The 22,448-nt window shown below is 40.4% G+C and carries 24 protein-coding genes; 9 read left to right on the top strand and 15 right to left on the bottom strand.

The features are described from left to right. Window positions 1-14: 14 nt before the first annotated feature. The 5 genes from BV214_RS08860 to BV214_RS08840 form a co-directional block, all read right to left on the bottom strand. A complete protein-coding gene (locus tag BV214_RS08860) occupies window positions 15-518 on the bottom strand; it encodes a hypothetical protein (RefSeq protein WP_086477148.1) in 504 nt (167 codons plus the stop codon). Next, window positions 508-1,053: an FMN-binding protein gene (locus tag BV214_RS08855; protein ID WP_086477147.1), complete on the bottom strand. Its 546-nt coding sequence runs from the start codon at window positions 1,051-1,053 to the stop codon at window positions 508-510. Before BV214_RS08855 ends, BV214_RS08860 begins: the two co-directional genes overlap by 11 nt. A 193-nt stretch (window positions 1,054-1,246) precedes the next feature. After that, on the bottom strand, window positions 1,247-2,425 hold the full coding sequence (locus BV214_RS08850; RefSeq protein ID WP_086477146.1) for a hypothetical protein: 1,179 nt from the start codon (window positions 2,423-2,425) through the stop codon (window positions 1,247-1,249). A 140-nt stretch (window positions 2,426-2,565) separates the two neighbouring features. After that, window positions 2,566-3,435, bottom strand: a complete 870-nt coding sequence (locus BV214_RS08845; protein WP_086477145.1) for a hydroxymethylglutaryl-CoA lyase — start codon at window positions 3,433-3,435, stop codon at window positions 2,566-2,568. Window positions 3,436-3,463: 28 nt separating this feature from the next. Then, entirely contained in the window at window positions 3,464-4,093 is a 630-nt protein-coding gene (locus BV214_RS08840) for a LysE family translocator (protein ID WP_086477144.1), read from the bottom strand. Between the two features lie 119 nt (window positions 4,094-4,212). On the opposite strand from BV214_RS08840, the gene BV214_RS08835 reads away from it, so the two are divergent. Beyond that, window positions 4,213-4,635 (top strand): Dabb family protein, encoded by a 423-nt coding sequence (locus BV214_RS08835; RefSeq protein WP_086477143.1) that lies wholly within the window; start codon window positions 4,213-4,215, stop codon window positions 4,633-4,635. Window positions 4,636-4,669: 34 nt separating this feature from the next. On the opposite strand, the gene BV214_RS08830 is transcribed toward BV214_RS08835, so the two are convergent. Next, entirely contained in the window at window positions 4,670-5,713 is a 1,044-nt protein-coding gene (locus BV214_RS08830; protein WP_086477142.1) for a quinone-dependent dihydroorotate dehydrogenase, read from the bottom strand. A gap of 79 nt (window positions 5,714-5,792) precedes the next feature. Beyond that, a complete protein-coding gene (locus BV214_RS08825; protein ID WP_086477141.1) occupies window positions 5,793-6,206 on the bottom strand; it encodes a hypothetical protein in 414 nt (137 codons plus the stop codon). Between the two features lie 234 nt (window positions 6,207-6,440). Between BV214_RS08825 and pepT the strand changes: the two genes are divergently transcribed. Continuing rightward, the gene (gene pepT / locus BV214_RS08820) at window positions 6,441-7,688 is read left to right on the top strand and encodes a peptidase T (protein ID WP_086477140.1); all 1,248 of its coding nucleotides are present in this window, start codon (window positions 6,441-6,443) and stop codon (window positions 7,686-7,688) included. Window positions 7,689-7,724: 36 nt separating this feature from the next. Beyond that, window positions 7,725-8,315, top strand: a complete 591-nt coding sequence (locus BV214_RS08815; protein ID WP_086477139.1) for a YdeI/OmpD-associated family protein — start codon at window positions 7,725-7,727, stop codon at window positions 8,313-8,315. Window positions 8,316-8,420: 105 nt separating this feature from the next. Here the strand turns inward: BV214_RS08815 and BV214_RS08810 are convergent, their stop codons facing one another. The 4 genes from BV214_RS08810 to nusB all read right to left on the bottom strand — a co-directional run bounded on the left by BV214_RS08810 (window position 8,421) and on the right by nusB (window position 11,791). Beyond that, window positions 8,421-9,737, bottom strand: a complete 1,317-nt coding sequence (locus BV214_RS08810) for a Gfo/Idh/MocA family protein (RefSeq protein WP_217868683.1) — start codon at window positions 9,735-9,737, stop codon at window positions 8,421-8,423. Between the two features lie 290 nt (window positions 9,738-10,027). Then, window positions 10,028-10,315, bottom strand: a complete 288-nt coding sequence (gene yajC / locus BV214_RS08805) for a preprotein translocase subunit YajC (RefSeq protein WP_086477137.1) — start codon at window positions 10,313-10,315, stop codon at window positions 10,028-10,030. A gap of 13 nt (window positions 10,316-10,328) precedes the next feature. Continuing rightward, complete coding sequence (locus tag BV214_RS08800) at window positions 10,329-10,802, bottom strand: DUF1573 domain-containing protein (protein WP_086477136.1); 474 nt, start codon at window positions 10,800-10,802, stop codon at window positions 10,329-10,331. 41 nt (window positions 10,803-10,843) lie between these two features. Continuing rightward, window positions 10,844-11,791, bottom strand: coding sequence for a transcription antitermination factor NusB (gene nusB, locus BV214_RS08795; protein ID WP_086477135.1), 948 nt, complete (start codon window positions 11,789-11,791; stop codon window positions 10,844-10,846). 179 nt (window positions 11,792-11,970) lie between these two features. On the opposite strand from nusB, the gene BV214_RS08790 reads away from it, so the two are divergent. From BV214_RS08790 to BV214_RS08780, 3 genes are all read left to right on the top strand, one after another. Then, window positions 11,971-13,725 carry an ABC transporter ATP-binding protein gene (locus tag BV214_RS08790; RefSeq protein ID WP_086477134.1) on the top strand — a complete coding sequence of 585 codons (1,755 nt, stop codon included), beginning with the start codon at window positions 11,971-11,973 and terminating at the stop codon, window positions 13,723-13,725. Between the two features lie 76 nt (window positions 13,726-13,801). Then, complete coding sequence (locus BV214_RS08785) at window positions 13,802-14,170, top strand: PUR family DNA/RNA-binding protein (RefSeq protein WP_086477133.1); 369 nt, start codon at window positions 13,802-13,804, stop codon at window positions 14,168-14,170. An 85-nt stretch (window positions 14,171-14,255) separates the two neighbouring features. Beyond that, a complete protein-coding gene (locus tag BV214_RS08780; RefSeq protein WP_086477306.1) occupies window positions 14,256-16,781 on the top strand; it encodes a M14 family zinc carboxypeptidase in 2,526 nt (841 codons plus the stop codon). Between the two features lie 72 nt (window positions 16,782-16,853). Here BV214_RS08780 and BV214_RS08775 read toward each other — a convergent pair whose 3' ends face one another. The 4 genes from BV214_RS08775 to BV214_RS08760 are packed head-to-tail and all read right to left on the bottom strand — an operon-like array spanning window position 16,854 to window position 19,461. After that, window positions 16,854-17,900, bottom strand: a complete 1,047-nt coding sequence (locus BV214_RS08775) for a lysophospholipid acyltransferase family protein (protein WP_086477132.1) — start codon at window positions 17,898-17,900, stop codon at window positions 16,854-16,856. After that, on the bottom strand, window positions 17,897-18,817 hold the full coding sequence (locus tag BV214_RS08770) for a bile acid:sodium symporter family protein (protein WP_086477131.1): 921 nt from the start codon (window positions 18,815-18,817) through the stop codon (window positions 17,897-17,899). The genes BV214_RS08775 and BV214_RS08770 overlap by 4 nt, the downstream gene beginning before the upstream one ends. Before the next feature lie 3 nt (window positions 18,818-18,820). Next, window positions 18,821-19,159, bottom strand: a complete 339-nt coding sequence (locus BV214_RS08765; protein WP_086477130.1) for a tRNA-binding protein — start codon at window positions 19,157-19,159, stop codon at window positions 18,821-18,823. After that, window positions 19,156-19,461, bottom strand: a complete 306-nt coding sequence (locus tag BV214_RS08760; protein ID WP_086477129.1) for a phosphoribosylpyrophosphate synthetase — start codon at window positions 19,459-19,461, stop codon at window positions 19,156-19,158. The genes BV214_RS08765 and BV214_RS08760 overlap by 4 nt, the downstream gene beginning before the upstream one ends. 109 nt (window positions 19,462-19,570) lie before the next feature. On the opposite strand from BV214_RS08760, the gene BV214_RS08755 reads away from it, so the two are divergent. The 3 genes from BV214_RS08755 to BV214_RS08745 all read left to right on the top strand — a co-directional run bounded on the left by BV214_RS08755 (window position 19,571) and on the right by BV214_RS08745 (window position 21,771). Further along, window positions 19,571-20,131 (top strand): thioredoxin family protein, encoded by a 561-nt coding sequence (locus tag BV214_RS08755; RefSeq protein ID WP_086477128.1) that lies wholly within the window; start codon window positions 19,571-19,573, stop codon window positions 20,129-20,131. A 394-nt stretch (window positions 20,132-20,525) separates the two neighbouring features. Further along, window positions 20,526-21,164 carry a peroxiredoxin gene (locus BV214_RS08750; RefSeq protein ID WP_086477127.1) on the top strand — a complete coding sequence of 213 codons (639 nt, stop codon included), beginning with the start codon at window positions 20,526-20,528 and terminating at the stop codon, window positions 21,162-21,164. A 412-nt stretch (window positions 21,165-21,576) separates the two neighbouring features. Then, on the top strand, window positions 21,577-21,771 hold the full coding sequence (locus tag BV214_RS08745; RefSeq protein ID WP_086477126.1) for a cold-shock protein: 195 nt from the start codon (window positions 21,577-21,579) through the stop codon (window positions 21,769-21,771). Window positions 21,772-22,448 lie beyond the last annotated feature (677 nt).

Here is a 22,448-nt window from a genome sequence, read left to right as displayed (position 1 = left end):
ATTGGACAGTTATTTCAATTAATGATGCGGGAAGGCTTCAAAAATAATTGAAATACCACTAGAAGTGCAGCTACACTAAAGGTGAGCGTCATTAAAAAACCAGACAACATCACCACATATTTCATCCACAGCCATCCAGACCACATAAGATAAATTCCCCCAAAGGTTAGCAACACGGAAATAAAGGGCTCTATAGTTAGGAAAAGCTTTAATTTATGCGGTAGTTTAGTTATCCAGACCAAGATCCCCAGAAGAAAGAATATCAGGGACATGGATAATATATGGGTATGGATGATGGTGAGCATCTCCCTATCCCCTTTTTTAAACTTCATTATTTCGGCCTCCTCATCTTCCTCATTACCCAAGTAGTTTTCCACCAAGCCAGTGCTGTTGGTAGAACTGGTTTCGTACACAAACAATAATCCGGTATAGTATCCGATACTTAATACCAATACAAAACACCCAATAAACCACTTGATACCCGATGGCAAATTGCCCAACAGACCGTTATAATTCATTTAAGAGATTTTTCTTTTGAAGAATTGCTAAGGATTGAAAAAGATTATCCATTGCTGTAGTCATGGAACGAACGGAAATTGTAGCACCTGAAATACCATCAATATTGGTGGTGTGATCTACCCTATCTGCACTACTCTTCCCATTAAATTGACGCAGCCATCTTTTACTACCGATTTCTCCCCCGTATTCTTCGCGATAGACCAACACTTTGGAATGGATTACCTTTAAGTCGGCATCGAACACCACTAGATAGTCGAACGTTGCTGTTTTACTTGGGGCGTTCCCCACATAGATATATCCCAAGGCAGCGTTCCCCTGCTTTAGTTTGAAGAAATTATCCTCATTAAAACTAGCGGGTAGTTGTTTAAGTGCATCTTTTGGCAGGGAAATGGTTTTCAACTCAATATTTTCCGATCCAAAGACCCGCTCAATTTCTTTACCGACCTTCTTCTCAAGGTATTTGGGCAGCCCAAAGGAAGAGAAGCCCCAAGCGACCAAGAGTACTAAACTGATGATTTTAATTCGGTATTTCATGCCGCAAAAATAGTAATTTAGAATGATTTTTAATAATAAAGCAAAGAAGCAATCACATATTTTCCATTAAAACTCACAAAAAGAGGGCGCTACAACCTCAAAGAAGCATAAAAAAACCCGACAACTAGCAAAATACATGACTGTTGTCGGGTTATAACTTCTCCTTTTAGCTTTTTAATAGAAGGATGTTATTTTAGAACCAAACCCCTATACCAAAGTTTAGGCGATTCTTAACCTCGTCTCCGGACAAGGCATTCTCCCTAAATTGATAATCACCTTTTAATACCACCCCAGGTGCAATATGATAGCTTAACCCAGTAGTAATATCCGTTCTATCATAAGCCTTGTTTTGCGCCAATCCACCAGCGGTATCGGCATGGGTATTGTAATTTTCGTATCTGGTAAAGAAAATCAACTTTTGCTCCTTATCTGAAGGCAATAAATTATATGCTCCTTCCACATAGTACCCTTGCAATTCGCTTCCTAAATCCCTATTGGTTAACGCATTGTACTTATCGGTGTCCGACAGGGAAGCGTGTACAAACTGTCCTCTGGCAGTAAAGCGACCTAAGGCATAGCGTGCATCCAAGCCGTACATAGCAATCCCAATATTAGCCCCATCAAAATCCTCTACATCGTCTGTTGCCTGAGTTTTACCTAGGTAGGTAGAAAGTCCCAATCGCAATCCTGGAACTCCGTAGTAATCCAATTTAGCAGAAAGGGTTGGACTGTCCACGGTAGATTTAATCCCTTTTTGTCTACCACCACGCAAACCATTGGATCCCTTAAGAAAACCGGAGACACCACCTTCTCCATCAGCTACGGTAGATTTAAACCCGTTAAAAATATAGGCTTGATATCCTAAATTTAAGCTATTGGAACGGCCACTGACCCCAACACCCAGTTCTCTCCAAGTGGTAGGAACAATTACGTTGTCCATTGCCGGACGCTCCACCCCATTAAAGGTAGTAGGCTCGTGGTATTCATTGATGATTCCCATAGGCACCAACATTAATCCTCCTCTTAGGTTTATATTATTCCCCACATTGTAATTTACAAATGCCTGCTCTACATATACCTCCTCTACATGTTCGAATTCAATTTCTGTAAAGAATTGGGTTCTATCATTGAAACGATACCCTAACAATAAAACCAAACGCTGTACATCCAACTCCCCATTGCTCCCTTCGGGCTGGTTGTATAGCATTTCACCATAAGCGCCAACCGTAACCGCTGCACCATAGGTGCCCGATAAAATTCGCTGGGCGGAATTCTGTTGATTTTGTGGATTCTGAGCGGTAGAATCGCTCTTGATTTGCCCTATCATGGCCGTGCTAAACAACATAGCCAGAAGAAATACTGATGTTCTCATACAATTAAAACTTATTTAGACTCATTAAAAACAATAAAATCGAGCGCAAATATAATCGCAGAATCCGTTTTCACAAAAATAATTTAAAATAAATCTAAATAAAAGTTAATAGAGCGGGCCAAACAGATAGCAACCTACTTCTAATGGTATTCGGAGAAGAGGTCCGAAGCCTTATTGAATGCGGCTTCGAAGGCCATCCAATTTACATTGGTCTCTAGCTTAGCACTCGTAAAATAGGATAACATTTTTTCGGTAGGCATATTACCGGTTAGTTCGTCCTTTGCCATAGGGCAGCCTCCAAATCCTTGGACGGCCCCATCAAACCTTCTACAACCCGCCTTATAAGCTGCATCCACTTTTTCGTGCCATTTACTGGGAACGGTATGCAAATGCGCCCCGAATTCAATTTCTGGAAATTGGGGGATAAGATGTGAAAACAGATAATCGATCACCTCAGGGGTAGAAGCTCCCACAGTATCGGACAGCGAGAGGGTTTTAATCCCCATTCCTGCTAACTTTTGGGTCCACTCCCCCACAATTTCCACATCCCAAGGATCCCCATAGGGATTACCAAACCCCATAGAAATATAAGTTACTACTTCCTTTCCATGCTCATGGGCTATTTTCAAGATTTCATCCAAGGTCTCTACGGACTGGGCAATCGTCTTATGGGTATTCCGCATTTGAAAGTTTTCGGATATGGAAAAGGGATACCCCAGATAATCTATACTATCATGTTCCACCGCATCTTGAGCTCCCCTAACGTTGGCAACAATTGCTAGGAGCTTAGATTTTGTTCGGGAGAGATCTAATTGCCGTAGCACCTCTGCCGTATCTACCATTTGCGGAATAGCCTTAGGGGAAACGAAACTACCAAAATCTATGGTATCAAACCCACAGTTGAGAAGCGCTTGGATATACTTCACCTTTTTCTCGGTTGGTATAAATGCCTTGATGCCCTGCATGGCATCCCGTGGACATTCTATTATTTTAATGGTAGTGTTAGACATGCTTGAATTAATGACTTGCTCAAAATTACTATTTATTCTCCGATAACAATAGATAAATACCAATACCCACAAAAACCACGATTTGCACCCATTTTAAAATCTTACCCAGGTTATTATGAGATCCAATATATTTCGATATAGAACCAGACAAGATGGCGATTCCGCTAAAAATAATAAAAGATACCCCCATAAAAATAAATGCCAATACATAAAATTGGACTACCACGTTTAGGGTTTCACTGAATAGGAATCCCGGAAAGAAGGCTAGGAAAAAAATGCCCACCTTCGGATTCAGCACATTCATTACAAATCCCTGTTTATATAGAGCACTTAAAGACCTACCATCATCGGTCCCCTTGGAAATTTCCAATTCCCCTGGACTGTTAAATACCTTATAGGCCAAATAAAACATATAGGCCGCCCCAAAGAGTTTGATAACAAAAAACAGATAATCGTGCTCCTTAATAAGGGCTGCGACTCCAAAAGCCAAAAGGGTAGCGTGTACCAGACATCCCGTCATTAAACCTGCAACGGTGGCAATACCATATTTCTTACCTTGGGCAAGGCTCTGCACTAGCACGAAAATATTATCCGGACCTGGGGAAATTGCCAGTACCGCTGTAGCAAACATAAAAGCTATAAGAATTTCGTAATTCAACGGCACCCGGATTTAAGCATTCTAAAACACATCATTTTTGTATATTGAGCAGTAAAAATAACAACATTCCAGTATTTCACCTTCCAAAATCAGCACCAATTTATTAAATAACGAGATCCATGAAAACATTACTAAGCCTTAGTAGTTTCGCATTTATTTTAATCTTAATAGGGTTCGTAAGTCCCACAACATTAAACCATTCATCATCTGCCAATATGCAAACCATCGAAAAAAAGGACAGCCTGTTACGGCACGTAGTCTTGTTTAAATTTAAGGAAGGAACCTCCAAAGCGGATATTTCCAAGGTAGAAACGGCCTTTTCGGCATTACCGAACAATATACCGGAGATTATGGATTATGAATGGGGATTAAACAACAGTCCGGAGGGTATCAATAAGGGATTTACCCACTGTTTCTTAGTGACTTTCAACAGTGAGGAAGCCCGTGCCATCTATTTACCCCATCCAGCACATAAAGCATTTGTAGATGTCCTATCACCTCATCTAGAAGATGTAGTAGTGGTAGATTATTGGGCCCAATAACCATAATTATCACCCCTGACCACAAGTCCTCCACTTAGTTGTTAGGACTATTGAGAATGGCCTTATTGATGCGTTTGATAAGGCCTGGACCTTCATAAATAAAACCAGTCCACAATTGAATTAGATCTGCACCGGCTTCCAGTTTCTCCAGCGCATCCTCTGGGGAATGGATTCCGCCTACACCAATAATTGGGAAGGCCTTGTTGCTTTTATCGGCCAAAAATCGGATTACTTCCGTACTCCTTTTTGTTAAAGGCTTCCCACTAACCCCTCCGTTTTCAGCCACTAGCTTGGGATCGGATTGCAGCCCTTCCCTAGAAATGGTAGTATTGGCAGCAATAACCCCATCTATTTTCGTATCGGAAACGATATCGATGATATCCAATAATTGCTCATCCGTTAAATCGGGCGCAATCTTCAATAAAATAGGGCGTTCCTTTACCTTCCTCGTTTTGGCTAGGGCTTTATTCTCTACTTTTAATGCTTTTAATAGCGCTGTTAAAGGCTCCTTGTCTTGCAACTCCCTTAATCCTGGAGTATTGGGAGAACTTACATTCACCACAAAATAATCTACCTCGTTAAACAAGGCTTCCAGACAGATTAAATAATCCTTTACTGCTAGATTATTAGGGGTTAGCTTATTCTTTCCGATATTTCCACCGATTAAGACGCGGTGTGGTTTTTGTAAATTTTTGACGGCCTCTTCCACCCCCAAATTATTGAAGCCCATCCTATTAATTATAGCCTGATCCTCTTTAAGGCGAAATAATCTCTTTTTAGGATTTCCATCCTGTGGCTTGGGTGTAAGGGTTCCTATTTCTATAAATCCGAATCCAAAATCGGACAATTCATTATACAGTTGGGCGTTCTTATCGAAACCAGCAGCAAGTCCCACTGGATTTTTAAAGGTAAGACCAAATAACTTTCGTTCCAATCTGGGATCGTTAACAGCGTAAATGCCACGGAACAAACCAGAGAGTCCAATCTTGGAACAAAACTGAACGAATTTAAAGGTAAAGTGATGTACTTTTTCCGGATCAAATTGAAATAAAAGAGGTCTTACAATATTTTTGTACATAGGAACGAATTTGCGCAAAAATACAAACTACCCCCCGTATATACTCCTATTTACCCTTAATTTATCAACATTTTCCTACCTAGTTATCACCTGGTTTTTTTATTGGTTGTCTTTCTACCTCACGGCATAAGGCAAGATACCTCTGGTATTGTTTTTCATTGAGTAAGGCCAGGAATTTACGATCGTATTTTGTAAAGACGGCCTTTACTTTATTTTCCAGCGCCAGACGTTTAGCCTCCAAGGTCTCAAAATCTTCCGGAGTAGTTTGTGGATGGCTTTTAAACAACTCTTTTCTTTCTTCCTCCAACAACTTAGTCTCTACCCCTACCGCTTCATGAAAAGTTTGCAGTTGTTCCTTCTGCGCAGCATTGAGCTGAAAAACTTGCTCTACGGTATCCATATTGGATACCCCAATCCCAAGACTACATTCTTTTTGTGCCATAAGGGAAGATCCCCACCCCAACACCATCGACAAAAACAAATATTTAAACATGGTAGATTATTATTGTATCTATACAACAACAATTCCGCACTAAAATTATATTTGCCCCACAGATTTTTTTTGATTTTGGCCCGAAATTTTCATTTGATTCCCTTTCAACGATCATGATCACCAATACGCCTTCCTTTCTACAATTGCAAGGCTGAGGGTTTATTTTAAGCTCCGATTTAAAAGTGATCCTCCAAAAATTTAAATAAACCGTACTTTTGAAAAAAATAAAATCACATGCAACATATTATAGACCGATTTATAAGTTATATCTCCATTGATACTCAAAGCGACCCCAATTCTAACACCACGCCAAGCACTAAAAAACAGTGGGATTTAGCGCATAAACTGGTAGCAGAGCTAAAGGAAATTGGCATGCAAGAGGTAGAAATTGATGAGAACGCCTATATCATGGCCACCCTCCCCAGCAATATGGACAAAGAGGTACCTACCATTGGTTTTATTGCCCATTTTGACACCTCGCCAGATTTCACGGCCACCAATGTAAACCCGCAGATTATTGAAAATTACGACGGAGGCGACATTGTATTGAACAAAGAGGAGAATATAGTGCTTTCCCCTAGCTATTTTGAAGATCTTTTGCAGTACAAGGGCAACACCCTTATTACCACTGACGGCACCACCTTGCTGGGTGCAGACGACAAGGCGGGTATCACCGAAATTGTTACCGCCATGGAGTATTTAATTCAACACCCTGAGATAAAACACGGAAAAATACGGGTAGGATTCACGCCCGATGAAGAAATTGGCAGGGGCGCCCATAAATTTGATGTAGCTGCTTTTGGTGCCGACTGGGCCTACACCATGGATGGTAGTCAAATTGGGGAATTGGAATACGAAAATTTCAATGCCGCCGGCGTAAAAGTGAAAATCAGCGGAAAAAGTGTGCATCCTGGCTATGCGAAGGGTAAAATGATTAATGCAGTTCTTATAGCCAATGAATTTATCAGTAGTCTACCCGCAAATGAAGTCCCCCAGAAAACTACTGGTAGGGAAGGATTTTTCCATGTGCACCATTTTAGTGGGGAAATAGAAAATGCATCCATAGAACTAATTGTAAGAGACCATGACCTGCAGAAATTCAATGATTGTAAAGCCCTACTACAGGAGATTACGGATAAATTGAATGCCACCTATGGCCCCCAGGTCACCCTTGAGATTAAAGACCAGTACTTTAATATGAGAGAAAAAATTGAACCCGTAATGCATATTGTGGATATCGCAGAAAAAGCCATGAAAACCTTGGGGATAACCCCCATTATTAAGCCTATTAGAGGTGGCACAGACGGTTCCCAGTTAAGCTTTATGGGTCTTCCCTGCCCCAACATTTTTGCAGGAGGTCATAATTTTCATGGTAAATATGAATACGTACCAGTAGAAAGTATGCAAAAAGCGGTAGATGTTATCGTAAAAATTTGCGAACTTACTGGAGAATTGGACCTAGACAAACTTCCCGAAAAATAAATTTTAAGGAGCTAAGGGTCTTTAATGGACTAAAAGATGGAGAAATGGGAGAAAATTGAGGCCTACTACGCCAAGGAACATCCTTTTAAAGCCGGAATTGCGATCTTAAGGGAAATAGCCCTTAAAACAGCATTGGTTGAGGATTATAAATGGGGCAGTCCCGTCTACACTATTGGGAACAAGAATGTAGTGGGCATCTTAGCTTTTAAATCCTATTTTGGACTTTGGTTTTTTAATGGGGTGTTTTTATCCGATCCCAAAAAAGTACTGGAAAATGCCCAAGAAGGGAAGACCAAGGCCCTGCGTCATTGGAAGTTTACGGCAATTACCGACATAGATAAAGCCACCGTATTGGCCTATTTGGAGGAAGCCATAGCCAATCAAAAAAAGGGAAAGGTCCTGGTGCCAGAAAAGAAAAAGAAAATGATTGTACCGCCACAGCTGAAACAGGTTTTGGAGGAAAATCCGTCATTAAAGACCTGTTTTACAAAGCTTCCTCCCTATAAACAGAAGCAGTATTGCGAATATATTGCGGAGGCAAAGCAGGAGAAAACTAAGCGTAACCGCCTAGAAAAATGCCTTCCCTTAATAAGACAGGAAATTGGGTTGCACGATAAGTATCGGTAACGCCATACACCCTAGAGCTATCAGTAACAAACCTAATTAGCCCATACCCCAGTGTATGGGCTGATTTCAAAGAAAAAGAGCACTTCCCGTTTATTATAATGACCACTAACTACCGGGTAGCTCCCATCCATTATGGTAGTGTGCCTTCATTAACAAATTTGCACTTTCATCCGTAAATTTCTTAGTCTGTTGATCCCAATAGATACGGTTCCCGGTCTTAAAGGCTACATTCCCCATATGACAAACCATGGCAGCATCGTAGCCTATCTGAAGGGGGGCTTTTAACTGCGACCCATCCCTAGATTTTACGGCTTGAATAAAGTTTTGGGTATGTTTATCTAATCCGCTCCCTTGATTTTGCTGCAAGGGCAAACTTTCCATTCTATCCTTTTCGGCAATTACCTCCCATCCATTCCTATCCAACACCAAGGTGCCATTATTTCCTATAAAAGCGATTCCGTGATTACGTCCATAATTCCCACCGTCTATGCCAGTGGCATGTTCCCACAATATGGAAAAATCATCGTACTCATACACTGTTTGGAGGGTATCTGGGGTTTCAGCAGCATCCTCGGGGTAGGCAAACTTACCGCCCAGTGCCATCACTGATTTAGGAGTATGGGCTTTCATACCATACAAGGCATAGTCCATAAGATGCACTCCCCAGTCCGTCATAAGACCGCCCGCATAATCCCAATACCACCTGAAATTAAAATGGAACCTGTTAGGATTAAAAGCTCGCTTCGGAGCGGGCCCCAACCACATATCGTAATCTACTCCTTCTGGAGGGGTGGAATTTGGTAAGACGGGTATAGATTTCATCCACCCTTGGTACGCCCATGCCTTTGCCAATCGTATTTGCCCCAATTTACCGGAATGTACAAATTCCATGGCATCCACAAAATGAGGCTGACTCCGTTGCCATTGTCCAATTTGCAACATCCGATCACTTGCTTGGGCAGCATGCAATAAAACATTACACTCCTCCATAGAATTGGCCAATGGTTTTTCACAGTAGACATCCTTTCCTGCTTGTAGGGCATCTGCCAATTGTAGACAATGCCAATGGTCTGGAGTACCAATAATCACCACATCTACATCCTTATTTGCCAACAGTTTTCTATAATCATTATATAAGGCAGGCTTCTTAAATCCGGCTTTCTCTAAATCTCCAGATCGCTGCTGCAACACCCTTTCATCTATATCACAAAGCCCCACGAGCTGAATTTCATTTATTTTAAGCATGGAAGTGAGGTTGCTGAATCCCATCCCTTTACAACCAATAAGACCTACCCCTATTTGATCATTGGGACTAACCTTTCTTCTCATGGCAGCTAGGAGGTCTATCGGAAAAAGAAAGGAAGCCCCGGTTCCCATAGCCATAAGAGAGCTGTTTTTTATAAAATTTCTTCTAGAATTCATCATGGTTTGTTGGTTTAGGTTGTCTTAAATATACAAATTAGCTAGGAAGTAGCTACGGGGGAACCACCTTTTGAAGGACGCAGAAGCTCGCCGAACCATCCCCTATACCGTACCCAGCTTGCTAAATATAAACTATTGGTTTATCACCACTTTCCCATTACTCCTAAGGATGCCAAGCCCTACATTCCTTATCGTCATAGACAATAGTGATTCCTTAAAAACAAGACCGTGCAACAAAAAAAAGCACCAACAAGATGCTGGTGCTTTAATATAAAATGTAAAATAAAAAATTACTTCTTCTCTGGCTCGTTCAATTTTTTACTCATTTCCATGGAAATGGCAGAACGATCAAATTTTATTTTACCGGCCATGGTCTCTATTACGCAGGAGAAATCCTTATCGTTAATATCGGCAATTTTACCGTGCATACCACTTTTAGTAACTACTCTATCGCCTCTTTTTAATTCGGAAGCAAATTTCTTTTCCTGTTTGGCTCTTTTTCTCTGTGGAGCGATCATAAAAAAATAGACCACCACAAACATTAAGATTAACGGTAAATATGGATACTGTTCTAACATAAGATACTATTACTTATTTAACCGGACCTACTGGACCAGCTCCTTTTGGGGTTATAAATGCTTTTATTCTAAGAGTTTCTGTACCCTTGCTTGTATTGGTAACCACATTAATGGTCTTAGTGATCTGGTTTTGACCTGCACCATTGAATTTCACCAATAGCTCCCCAGTTTCACCAGGTAAAATAGGAGTGTTCTTTGGATAATCGGGAACAGTACATCCACAGCTACTGTTTGCATCCGTAATGATTAACGGACCGTCACCAGTGTTTTTGAAGGTGAAAATTGTTTCTTGGGGCGCATTTTGTTCAATCACACCAAAATCGTGCTCCACCTTATCAAATTCCATAACTGGAATTTTCTTGGCAGCGGCATCTCTTTCTGCTGCAACTTCTACATTGGCAGCATTGATTTTGCTAGAGGCAGCCTCCTTACAAGAGGTCAACACAAAAACAGAAACAAGACCAAGAGTAAAAAATATTCTTTTCATGTTTGATAGTTTTAATTTGGGTAAATTTAAGGATTATTTGTTTATAACAAACCCCTACCAAGTTTATTTAGCTTTCCATTATCCTTGTATTCCCTAACCAATTTATCCAATATTCCGTTTATAAAAATACTGCTCTTTGGCGTGGAGTATTCCTTGGCAATCTCTAAAAACTCATTGATGGTCACCTTTTCTGGGATGGAAGGAAAGTTTAAAAGCTCACAAATGGCCATTTTCAATAATATGGCATCTATATCTGCAATACGATCTTTATCCCAATTGGGGGTTTTCCCCTCAATTTCCTTTTCCAATTCGGCATTGTTCAGAAGGGTCTTGGTTAAAAGACGTCTAGCATAATCCATATCATCTTGGTCCTTCAACAGATTGGGAAGCAAATAAGACGGAGAACTATCTATCTTAATCTTTTTAAACAACTTTAATAGGTAGGTGTTTACGATTGGAAAATCATCAACCCAGGTTAATTTATCATCTTCAAAGTAATCATAGATCTTTTCATTGGGCGCCACAATATCCTTAAAGAGATTTACAATCAATTCCCTGTCTTCCTCATAGGAGGTCTCTGGGTTGGCCATATACTTTTGATAAAGATCACTCTCTATCATTTCCGTGTATATAATTTTTACGTATTCCTCGTTTAAGTACCAGTTATTTAATTTCCTTCTACTGATTTCATCGCGCAACGACAGGTTCTCTGACATTTGCAATAAGACCCTGTTTTTTAGAAATTTTTTCTTGTCGGGGAAGTTGTCGGAAGGATTTTCCAAGTACCTTTTTGAAGATAGCTGTACCTGACTCTGGGCTCTTTCATGTAATTCCAAAAACAAGCTCAACATTAAAAGATAAAGCGAATACATATTATCGATGCTTACTTTTAAAAATTTCTCTTGTTTGTCTAGGGAATCATCCTTGGACTGGGTGAGGGCATAGATACACTGCATAACTTTAACCCGAATGTGCCTTCTTGTAAGCATTTTTTAAAGAACTTTAATGAGATAACAATTTTTTGGGGTACAAAAATAGGATTATATTTTTTAATCATAACTACCTTTTTAGGTATTATCTTAATCCTTTTATAACATATCGTTTAGTTACAAAAAACTATCTTTGGCGAATTACCATTACTTAACTAGATATTTCTATCTCGGCTCCGATGAAAGAACTAAAGCACCTTAATAAATATTTTAAAAAATACGGGCTTAAACTATTCGTAGGTGTAATCATCACTATTGTGGCTCGCGTCTTCCAATTGGTGATGCCCTCCTATGTTAACAAATCCATTGAAGTAGTGGAAAACTACATAAAGGAGGAACTCTTGTTGACTGAGGCAAGGGAAATGCTCTTTGAGTATATCCTTATTATTGTGGGGGCTGCCCTGCTATCCGGATTCTTTACCTTTTTAATGCGGCAGACTATTATCAATATCTCTCGCTATATTGAGTACGACTTAAAAAATGAGGTATTTGACCATTATCAATTGTTGAGCCTCAATTTTTATAAACAAAATAGGACTGGGGATTTAATGAATAGGATAAGCGAGGATATCAACCAGGTACGTCTTTATGGCGGACCTGCAATAATGTACGGAATACAAACCTTAACCCTCTTTGCCTGTTTGGTGCCGCTAATGTTCATAAAAGCACCCACCTTGGCGATGTACGCCCTACTACCCCTACCCATCTTATCTGTTTTGATTTATCAGATCAGTAAAATTATTCACAGACGAAGCACTATTGTCCAGGAGTTTCTGTCTACCCTATCTACCTTTACGCAAGAATCGTTCTCTGGAATATCCGTCATTAAGGCCTATGCCTTGGAACCCAAAATAAATGCAGAACTAAAGACCCTAGCCTTAGAGGGAAAGGAAAAGAGCATGGCCTTGGCAAGGGTAAATGCTTGGTTTTTTCCTTTAATGATTCTACTGATTGGCATCAGCAATATATTTGTAATCTATATTGGCGGACAGCAATATATTAAGGGGGAAATAGCCACTATCGGTATCATTGCAGAATTTATCATTTATGTAAATATGCTTACATGGCCGGTGGCCGTTGTTGGCTGGGTTACCTCTATAGTACAAAGGGCCGAGGCTTCCCAGAAAAGGATTAATGAATTTCTGAAAGAGCGCCCTAATATTGTCAATACCGCCACGGAAGAAACCGAAATTGAAGGAAAAATTGAATTCAAAAATGTAACTTTCACCTACGAGGACACCAATATAGTGGCACTAAAAAACATTTCCTTTACCATAAATAAGGGAGAAACCGTCGCCATCATAGGAAAGACCGGCTCTGGGAAGTCGACCATCCTAGACCTAATAGCTCGACTGTACGACATTGATTCTGGCGAAATTCTAATAGACGACGTCCCCATAAAGGAGCTCAACCTAAACAGTCTGCGAAAATCCATTGGGGCCGTACCACAAGACGCCTTTCTATTTTCGGATTCTATTAAGAACAATATTAAGTTTGGAAAAGAGGATTCTACCGATGAGGAAATTATCGAGGTGGCTAAAAAGGCGGTGGTGCACGACAATATCATGGGATTCACCCATCAATACGATACCGTATTAGGCGAACGGGGCCTAACCCTTAGCGGCGGACAAAAACAAAGGGTCTCCATTGCACGAGCCCTATTAAAGGATCCAAAAATCTATCTCTTTGACGATTGTCTATCCGCGGTGGATACCGAAACCGAGGAGGAAATATTAAATCAACTTAAAAAAGAGTCCCACAACAAAACTACCCTAATCGTTAGCCATAGGGTATCTTCAGCAAAAAATGCAGACCGTATCCTAATCTTGGATGAAGGCAAATTGCTACAGGAAGGCACCCATGAAGAATTGAATTCCGTAGAGGGATATTATAAGGAACTCTACAGCGATCAGCTTTCTGAGAAAGAAAAATAGAAATTTGTTGTCCATTTAGGTTTTTTTTCACACTTTTGACGTATATACGTATGTAAACAACTATTAACTAATCGAAATGAGCGAAAAAGATTTAATGGATCAAGAAGAGATTTACTCGAAAGTATTACGAGCTGGGAGAAGAACTTATTTTTTCGATGTTAGGAGTACCAAGGCAGGGGATTATTACTTAACCATTACTGAAAGTAAAAAATTTACCCACGATGATGGTTCCTTTCATTACAAGAAACACAAAATATACCTTTACAAAGAAGATTTTGCCGCCTTTAAAGACAATTTAGAAGAAATGATGAATTACATCATTGATGCCAAAGGCGAGGAAGTAATATCTGAGCGGCACCAAAAAGATTATAAGAAAGAAGGCTTTACGGAGGATACCGCCACTTCTACTGGCAGTTTTACCGATGTAAGCTTTGATGACATATAATTTATGATTCCCTGAATTAATTTAAACGGTCCTCTTGATGGGGGCCGTTTTACATATAAAGCCATCTTTAAATTTTAACCAATCTATGAGAAATTTTCTATTTGCATTATTGCTGGTATCCTTTTGTAGCATGCACGGTCAAGAAACTGCATCGCTAGATTATTATCTTCCCCAAGACATAAGTTATGACCCCAACATCCCCAAACCCAAAGACATTATTGGGCATGAGGTAGGCGAATGGCATGTAACCCATGACAAATTAGTTTTTTACATGCAGACATTGGCAGATGCCAGTGATAGGATCTCCATTGAAAATAGGGGAACCACCTACGAGGGCAGACCGCTCATTTTATTGACCATCACTTCTCCAGACAATCACCGTAATCTGGAGCAAATAAGACAAGACCATATAAGCTTAACGGAAGATGGAGCAGACACACTTAACTTGGAAAACATGCCCATTGTAGTGTATCAAGGATTCTCCATTCACGGTAACGAACCCAGTGGATCTAACGCCGCCTTGGCCTACGCTTATTATTTAGCAGCCGCTAACGGCCCCAAAATTGAAGAAACCTTAAACAATTCCGTTATCTTATTAGACCCTTCTTTTAATCCAGATGGCTTACAGCGCTTTGCCTATTGGGCCAACACCAATAAGGGAAAAAACATGGTATCGGATGTAAACGATAGGGAATTTCACGAGGTTTGGCCAGGCGGGCGTACCAACCATTACTGGTTTGATATGAACCGCGATTGGCTTCCCGTACAATTACCGGAAAGTAGAGCAAGAATTGCCAGTTTTCATAAGTGGATGCCCAACATTCTTACGGACCACCACGAAATGGGCACCAATTCTACCTACTTCTTTCAACCAGGAGTCCCCAGTAGGGTCCACCCCTTAACACCACCAGTAAACCAAGAATTAACTGCAGAAATAGCCACCTACCATGCCAAGGCATTAGACAAAATAGGCTCCCTTTACTACAAGGAAGAACGCTTTGACGATTATTTCTACGGTAAGGGATCTACCTATCCCGATATCAATGGAAGTATTGGAATTTTGTTTGAGCAAGCCAGCTCCCGTGGACATGCACAAGATTCGGAAAATGGGCTACTTACCTTTCCCTTTACCATCCGCAACCAGTTTACTACAGCCGTATCTACCGTTGAAGCGGCTCGGAATATGCGCACTAAAATACTGGAGTACCAGCGTCAATTTTACAAGGATGTGAAATCTGAGAACCGCAAGGACAAAGTAAGAGGTATTGTTTTTGGCGATAGCAAAGATGCCGCCAAAGCGTGGCATTTGGCAGAAATATTAAAGCTTCAACATATTAAGTTCCACGAACTATCCGATGATATTACCGTGAACGGAAAAGCATATAAAAAAGGCCATAGTTATTTTATCCCCACGGATCAAAAAAATGCACGACTCGTAAAGGCCATGTTTGATAAGAGGACTACCTTTAAAGACAGCATTTTTTACGATGTATCTGCGTGGACCTTTCCATTGGCGTTTAATTTAGATTATGCCGAGCTAAAAAGCACCTCGGCGGCCGGTGATCTGGTAACCGAGCTTCGACCCCTATCGGCGGAGGTAGATCAGCAAAGTTCCTATGCTTACCTATTTAATTGGAATGAATACTACACCCCAAAGGCCTTGAACCAAATTTTGAACAAGGGACTTAGAGCCAAGGTAGCAAAGCTACCCTTTACTGTGGAAGGAAAGAGTTTTGATTATGGCGCCATCTTGGTTCCCGTACAAAACCAGTCCTTAAATCCCGCAGAAATGTTTCAGTTCTTAAATTCGGTAGCCAAGGACAGTAAGGTCCCAATGGTAGCTGTGGGAACAGGTAGTACCCAGGGTATTGACTTAGGGAGTAGCAATTTTGTTTCTTTAAAAAAGCAACGTGTGGCACTTTTGGTAGGAAATGGAGTTACCTCCTACGATGCCGGAGAGTTTTGGCATTTGCTGGATCAACGGTACGATTTTAACCTAACCAAACTGGATACCAAATACTTTAATAACGTTGATCTTTCCAAGTACACCTCCATTGTGATCCCTAACCGGGGGCGCGGAAGTTTCTTGGACGAAAAAGGGACCGAAAAATTAAAGGAATGGGTAAACAACGGGGGAATCCTGATTGGGTACCGCAATATGGCCGATTGGTTTTCTAAAAATGAAATGATGGCCTTGAATTTTAAAAAGGACACGCTGGTTGCCAAAAACGTTTCTTACGCAGAAAAAAGCGACTTTTTAGGAGCGCATGCAACGGGAGGCGCTATTTTTAAAGCCAAATTAGACCGCAGCCACCCTATCAATTTCGGCTACAAGAACGACCACCTTCCATTGTTCAGAAATACCAACATCTATATAGAGCCAGATAAGAATAGCTACAACAACCCCATACAATATACCCAAGATCCACTTTTAAGCGGGTACATTTCGGATAGGAACCTAGAAATGGTAAAAAACAGTGTCCCCTTCCAGGTACAGCGTTCTGGCAAGGGACGGGTTATTATCTTTACGGATAACACCAATTTTAGGGCCTTTTGGTTTGGGACCAACAAGTTGGTGATGAACGCCATCTTTTTTGGAAAGATGATGTAATCCCTTTTTGCTCACCATTTATTGGGGCTGCTTTTTCAATAAAAAGCAGCCCCATTTTTTTTCAAGGGATTACTAGGAGCGAAGCTTAACCAGGCCTATATTGAAAAGAAAATGCCCTGCCACTATTATGGTGGCCCCGGATATCCCCAAATAGTAGATTAAAAGTACCGCCAGCATCAGATAGTACAGGGGGAAAAGCAGTAGAAACCACATAAACCTCACTGTACTCACAAACTCTAATTCCTTAATTTTGGGACGTATAGCAAAGGCCCAAATAAGCGTTATTGGAAAGTTTAATATGTTAAATGCCCATTCTCCTATGCCCCGTTTACTAGGGGACTCCAATACCATAACGCCTTCTTGCGGTGCTTTAGGCATTTCCATTACGGCCCTATTGATGGCTACCGGATCCAAAAAATCTAGTCCACCCCTTTTAAAATGCCTCACAAGACCATCATGCATTTCATCGTCAGCAATATGGGTGGTAAGGGTGGTTAATTCTTGAAAAACTGCCGTTTTCATTCTGCTAACCGAAGTAGCTTCCTTTTCTTTATCGTAATAATCCAACACCCTTAAATCCTTGCCATACCAAACGGACACCTTATCTGGAAAGTTTACAGCATTGTCGTAATTGAATCCTAAAGGGAGTAGCCGAATGTCTAATTGGGGATTCTTTTCCAAGGCTGCAAATAGGAAGCGGGTAAAGCCCTTACTCAGCGGGCGTACTTTTCGCTTTAGGGAATGGTTCCCTTCTGGAAATATAAGAATGGCTTCTCCCCGCTGCAACAATCTACTACAGTATTCAAAGATAGTTTTGTTCTGCTGTAAAGAGCCTATACCATCGCGCATCCTATAGATGGGAATCATCTGCAAGAATTCAAAAAATCTTTTTAGGAGGGGATTATTAAAAACATCGGACCTGGTGAGGAAATAAATCTTTCTGGGACCACGCACCGCTATTAATAAAGCATCTAGTAGGGCGTTCTGGTGATTGGCCAAAAAGAGCAGTGGTTTATCCTTGGGAATATGCGCTAGTCCGCTTCTGGAAATTTTAGAGAAATAACACCACAAGGCAATCCTTATCCATAACCTCAGCAAAAGATATCCCGTCTTTCTCAAACCAACTCCTCTTTATCAACGGGTTTAAAACCCCATAATCCAGCAACGGCCAAACCGGAAATAATATGCCATATTCCCCAGAACGCAGCCAAAAGAGCCATGCCCCCCATGCCATCGAAAAAAGTAAAGATCAACAGCAATCCCAAGCCCGAATTTTGAATACCTGTTTCAATAGCCAAGGTACGCCTATTGGCTTGGGTGAGGCCCATCATACTTGCAAAGGAATATCCGGTAACAAAAGCAAGGAGGTTATGGATAACTACTATCCAGAAAACGTAAAGCACATAATCCATGAAAATATCCCGGTTGTTATAAAGCGCAATGAAAATAAGCGCCACAAAAAATACGATGGAGACCATTTTTAGCATTTTGGCCATTTGGGAAGCCAGTTTGGGTTTTAAATGACGGATGTACATCCCAAATAACAAGGGAACTCCCAATAATAAGGCCACCAATTTAACCATATCTAAAGGGGAAATGGCCACTTCTTTTAATATGACGGCGGTGGGCCCATAGAGCGAGCCCCACAACTGCAGGTTGAGCGGCGTCATCACCACTGCCAAAATGGTGGCAACTGCCGTTAAACTAACGGAAAGGGCGGAATTACCTTTTGCAATATGCGTAATAAAATTGGATATATTTCCACCGGGACAGGCAGCTACCATAAACATCCCGAGGGCAATACTAGGAATGGGTGTCGCTAACAGCACTAGTATATAACTCACCGCGGGCAATAGGACAAATTGACTAAGTATGCCTACGAAAAGTGGTTTCGGCTGCTGCCAGAGTCGTTTAAAATCTTGAATGGAGATATCCAAGGCAATCCCAAACATCACCAATGCCAATGCCAAGTTCATTACCCAAAGGGACGCTTCTGTAAATTCTATTTGTAAACTATCTAAAGTACTAGCCGTCAAAAATTAGGAGATTTTAAGCCCGTTAACCACCTTGGCCTCTGGTTGCAATAACACTACATCGGACCCATCAACAGCACCCAATATAAGACATTCGCTCATTAAATTGGCTATTTGTTTCTTTGGAAAATTCACCACCGCAATCACTTGTTTTCCAACAAGTTGCCCTGGAGTATATCTTTTGGTGATTTGAGCTGCAGTCTTACGCATACCAATTTCCTCTCCAAAATCGACCCACAGCCGATAAGAAGGATTCCTTGCCTCCGGAAATTGGGATACTTCCGAAATGGTGCCCACTCGCATTTCAATTTTAGAAAAATCTTCCCAAGTAATGGTCCCGCTCATCGAATAATCCTTAGTTTATCCATCACTTCTTTGGATACATTCCCAGAATAAGCGCCATAGGCATCCACCAAAAGTCCTTTATCCCCATCTACCGTCTCTATAACAAATAGCACCGCATTGTCATCCGGATCACTTACCCCTTCGAACCGGTAATATTTAACAACATTAAAATCGTGCGCGGCATGCATCCGCTTCAGCTCTTTATCCTCCAGGCCAGTTTCGGCCAGATTGAGATCTTGGGTGTATCCCGCCTGCTTTAGATCGGTGATCGCTTCGGATAAGGTTTGATATGATTCTTTCATAACTCCAAAGTTTATTTCGCTTATTTAAGATAGCCATTGTGCCTTTTAATTGCAAATTAATTTGACTACATTTAGCGGAATAGCAAAAGATAACTAAAGTAAATTTATTATGGCGAACACCCCCAGCAATATGCTGCCTTTGGGCACAATTGCCCCTGATTTTAATTTATTGGATACCACCTTGGAAAAAAAGAGGACGCTGGCAGAGCTAAAAGGTGACAAGGGCACCGTAATTATGTTTATCTGCAACCATTGTCCCTTTGTTAAGCACGTTAACGCTCAACTTTCCAAGACGGCTATAGACTATCAGCCATTGGGAATTTCCTTTATTGGCATATCTAGCAACGATGTGGAGAAGTATCCCAAGGATGCCCCGCATTTAATGAAGTTAATTGCCAAGGAACAGAACTACACCTTCCCTTACCTATACGATGAAACCCAAGAGGTAGCCAAGGCCTATGATGCAGCCTGTACCCCTGATTTTTATTTGTTTGATAAAGATTTAAAATTGGTATATCGCGGTCAATTTGATAATTCCAGGCCTGGGAATGGGTTGGCAGTTACCGGGGCCGATCTTAAGGCTGCCATGGACAACCTTTTAAATGGCACTCCTATCGACCCTTTACAAAAGCCAAGCATAGGTTGTAATATAAAGTGGAAAGAGGCATAAGAGACAGGTTGCGACACAACTTATATTACAAGAAACCCAAGTTTGACCCTAGTATAAATGAATAACGAATACAGGGTGGAAGGCATATAAATTATGTTTTCCACCGCTGTATTATTTGTATTATAATACCCCTCTCTTACCGCCCAAAATAAAATACCAAAAACATTCAAGACTTGTGTACTATAGGAAACTACAAGTCCAAAGCAGTTACTATTAACTAATATAATTCCCTAAATTTTTACGAGAGACATTCAACCAAAATGCAGCTTTCTAAAAATCAAAAACCTTATGGCAGGTATTGATTTTAATACTTTTTTAACCTTTTAAAAAAGTCGAATCCAATATAATCTACTAATTTTATAGGATATTAATTTAAACCAAAAAGACTAAAAAAATGGCGACAATAAGATTGGGCGATTTAGCCCCTGATTTTACGGCAGATAGCTCTGCCGGAATGATTAATTTATATGATTATTTAGGTGATTCATGGGGCATCCTATTTTCTCACCCTGCCGACTTCACCCCAGTATGTACTACAGAATTGGGTGCTGCTGCAAATTACAAGGAAGAATTTGACAAGCGCAATGTGAAGATGATTGCATTAAGTGTAGATAGTGCCGCATCTCATGCAGAATGGATTAAGGATATTAACGAGACTCAAAACACTACGGTTAATTTCCCAATCATTGCAGATGAGGATAGAAAGGTTTCTACCTTATACGATATGATTCACCCTAATGCAGATGCTACCCTAACCGTACGTTCGGTTTATATTATTGCACCAGACAAGACCGTTAAACTAACCCTTACCTATCCTGCTTCTACAGGTCGTAATTTTGATGAGTTATTACGAGTGATAGATTCACTACAACTAACCGAGTACCACAAGGTAGCTACTCCTGCAGATTGGAAACATGGTGAAAAAGTAGTGGTAAGCCCTGCAATAAGCACGGAAGATGCCAAGAAAATTTTCACCAAAGGTGTTGAAGAGATAAAGCCTTATTTAAGACTTACTCCACAGCCTAATTTATAATTTTAGTACTGCTTACAATACACGTACGCTCAAAGCCTTCGGTTCTCCGGAGGCTTTGTTGTTTTACAGCAACTAGGCCCCATGCCCCTACCTTTTTCCAACACAGTGACCAGAACCAAACATCAGCGGGCTCTTCCCCTCGGATCCAAATTTAACACCGGTATCCCTGTCTTATCCGTTTGCAAGGATACAGTGACACACTATCCAATAAAACCAACTAGCTAATAATCTTTTCAAAAGGGGGATATAAAGTACGTTTAAACCCCATTATTTAAGGTCTATATATTGCGGAAAAACGAATCTTTTTATAAAGTTCTAATACGTTGAAAATAAAGATAACTATCAAAAAACCACCACCTTAAAAAATTAAACCCTATATTTGCTATAATATAAATATTTTTAATTTTTAGTAATGAATAAAGGAACAGTAAAATTCTTCAACGACACCAAAGGTTTTGGATTTATCACTGAAGAAGGCTCAAGCGAAGATCATTTTGTACATATTTCTGGACTAATTGATGAAATTCGTGAAGGTGATGTTGTAGAATTTGAACTACAGCAAGGTAAAAAAGGATTGAACGCAGTTAACGTAAAAGTTATAGATTAATTACGATACAACTTTTTTTTAAAGGAAGAAGCCCGTCCTACTGGATGGGTTTTTTATGACCAAATTTTTGAACTTTTTCCTCATCCAACATTCGTTATCCCCCCTAGAATTACTATAAATAAGAAAAAAGCACCCTAGGTTGTAATATTTATAAAATTTAACGCAACCATTTAACAACACCCACATCTACCTTTATATACCAACGTCCCCCGCTTTAAAATCTTATGTTATGACTATCTTCTTTACTATTCTATTGTCGCTCTTGGTGATTAACATTGCCTTACTCTTGTTAAGCCTTAACAAACCTAAGGAGCGGTAAGTATTAGGATATTAAAATAGGCTCCTTGGCCCCCCCTTGGGCAGATTGGATTAAAAGGGCGATTACAAGTTCATCTATTAACCCTAGGTCTTAAGGAAAAGCATTGGACGTTTTTCCCCAGGATATCTATACCCATTTCCAGATTTTTCAGCAAAAGTACTTCTAGTTTACAAGCCCAATCTCTTGTCATTTCATCATCTCCTTCCATAAAAAAAGGCCCTAACCAACTGTCAGGACCTTTTGTTGTATATTTAATTGCTACTCAGCTTTTTTTTTGACGTTCAACCCCTTCGGAAAGGGAAAAACAGATTGGCTCCTGTTTTCCTCAATGCAACACCCTAAAAATATTTGGCGATAA

This window comes from Arenibacter amylolyticus, assembly GCF_002150785.1.
Lineage (GTDB): Bacteria > Bacteroidota > Bacteroidia > Flavobacteriales > Flavobacteriaceae > Arenibacter > Arenibacter amylolyticus.
This window is presented reverse-complemented; position numbering and strand designations above follow the sequence as displayed.

Coding starts and splice junctions, on each gene's coding strand:
- BV214_RS08815 (WP_086477139.1), top strand. CDS start 7,725: ATGGAGAAATGGGAGAAAATTGAGGCCTACTACGCCAAGGAACATCCT.
- BV214_RS08750 (WP_086477127.1), top strand. CDS start 20,526: ATGGCGACAATAAGATTGGGCGATTTAGCCCCTGATTTTACGGCAGAT.
- BV214_RS08760 (WP_086477129.1), bottom strand. CDS start 19,461: ATGAAAGAATCATATCAAACCTTATCCGAAGCGATCACCGATCTAAAG.
- pepT (WP_086477140.1), top strand. CDS start 6,441: ATGCAACATATTATAGACCGATTTATAAGTTATATCTCCATTGATACT.
- BV214_RS08800 (WP_086477136.1), bottom strand. CDS start 10,802: ATGAAAAGAATATTTTTTACTCTTGGTCTTGTTTCTGTTTTTGTGTTG.
- BV214_RS08755 (WP_086477128.1), top strand. CDS start 19,571: ATGGCGAACACCCCCAGCAATATGCTGCCTTTGGGCACAATTGCCCCT.
- yajC (WP_086477137.1), bottom strand. CDS start 10,315: ATGTTAGAACAGTATCCATATTTACCGTTAATCTTAATGTTTGTGGTG.
- BV214_RS08765 (WP_086477130.1), bottom strand. CDS start 19,159: ATGAGCGGGACCATTACTTGGGAAGATTTTTCTAAAATTGAAATGCGA.
- nusB (WP_086477135.1), bottom strand. CDS start 11,791: ATGCTTACAAGAAGGCACATTCGGGTTAAAGTTATGCAGTGTATCTAT.
- BV214_RS08780 (WP_086477306.1), top strand. CDS start 14,256: ATGAGAAATTTTCTATTTGCATTATTGCTGGTATCCTTTTGTAGCATG.
- BV214_RS08835 (WP_086477143.1), top strand. CDS start 4,213: ATGAAAACATTACTAAGCCTTAGTAGTTTCGCATTTATTTTAATCTTA.
- BV214_RS08855 (WP_086477147.1), bottom strand. CDS start 1,053: ATGAAATACCGAATTAAAATCATCAGTTTAGTACTCTTGGTCGCTTGG.
- BV214_RS08745 (WP_086477126.1), top strand. CDS start 21,577: ATGAATAAAGGAACAGTAAAATTCTTCAACGACACCAAAGGTTTTGGA.
- BV214_RS08825 (WP_086477141.1), bottom strand. CDS start 6,206: ATGTTTAAATATTTGTTTTTGTCGATGGTGTTGGGGTGGGGATCTTCC.
- BV214_RS08810 (WP_217868683.1), bottom strand. CDS start 9,737: ATGAATTCTAGAAGAAATTTTATAAAAAACAGCTCTCTTATGGCTATG.
- BV214_RS08830 (WP_086477142.1), bottom strand. CDS start 5,713: ATGTACAAAAATATTGTAAGACCTCTTTTATTTCAATTTGATCCGGAA.
- BV214_RS08790 (WP_086477134.1), top strand. CDS start 11,971: ATGAAAGAACTAAAGCACCTTAATAAATATTTTAAAAAATACGGGCTT.
- BV214_RS08785 (WP_086477133.1), top strand. CDS start 13,802: ATGAGCGAAAAAGATTTAATGGATCAAGAAGAGATTTACTCGAAAGTA.
- BV214_RS08860 (WP_086477148.1), bottom strand. CDS start 518: ATGAATTATAACGGTCTGTTGGGCAATTTGCCATCGGGTATCAAGTGG.
- BV214_RS08845 (WP_086477145.1), bottom strand. CDS start 3,435: ATGTCTAACACTACCATTAAAATAATAGAATGTCCACGGGATGCCATG.
- BV214_RS08850 (WP_086477146.1), bottom strand. CDS start 2,425: ATGAGAACATCAGTATTTCTTCTGGCTATGTTGTTTAGCACGGCCATG.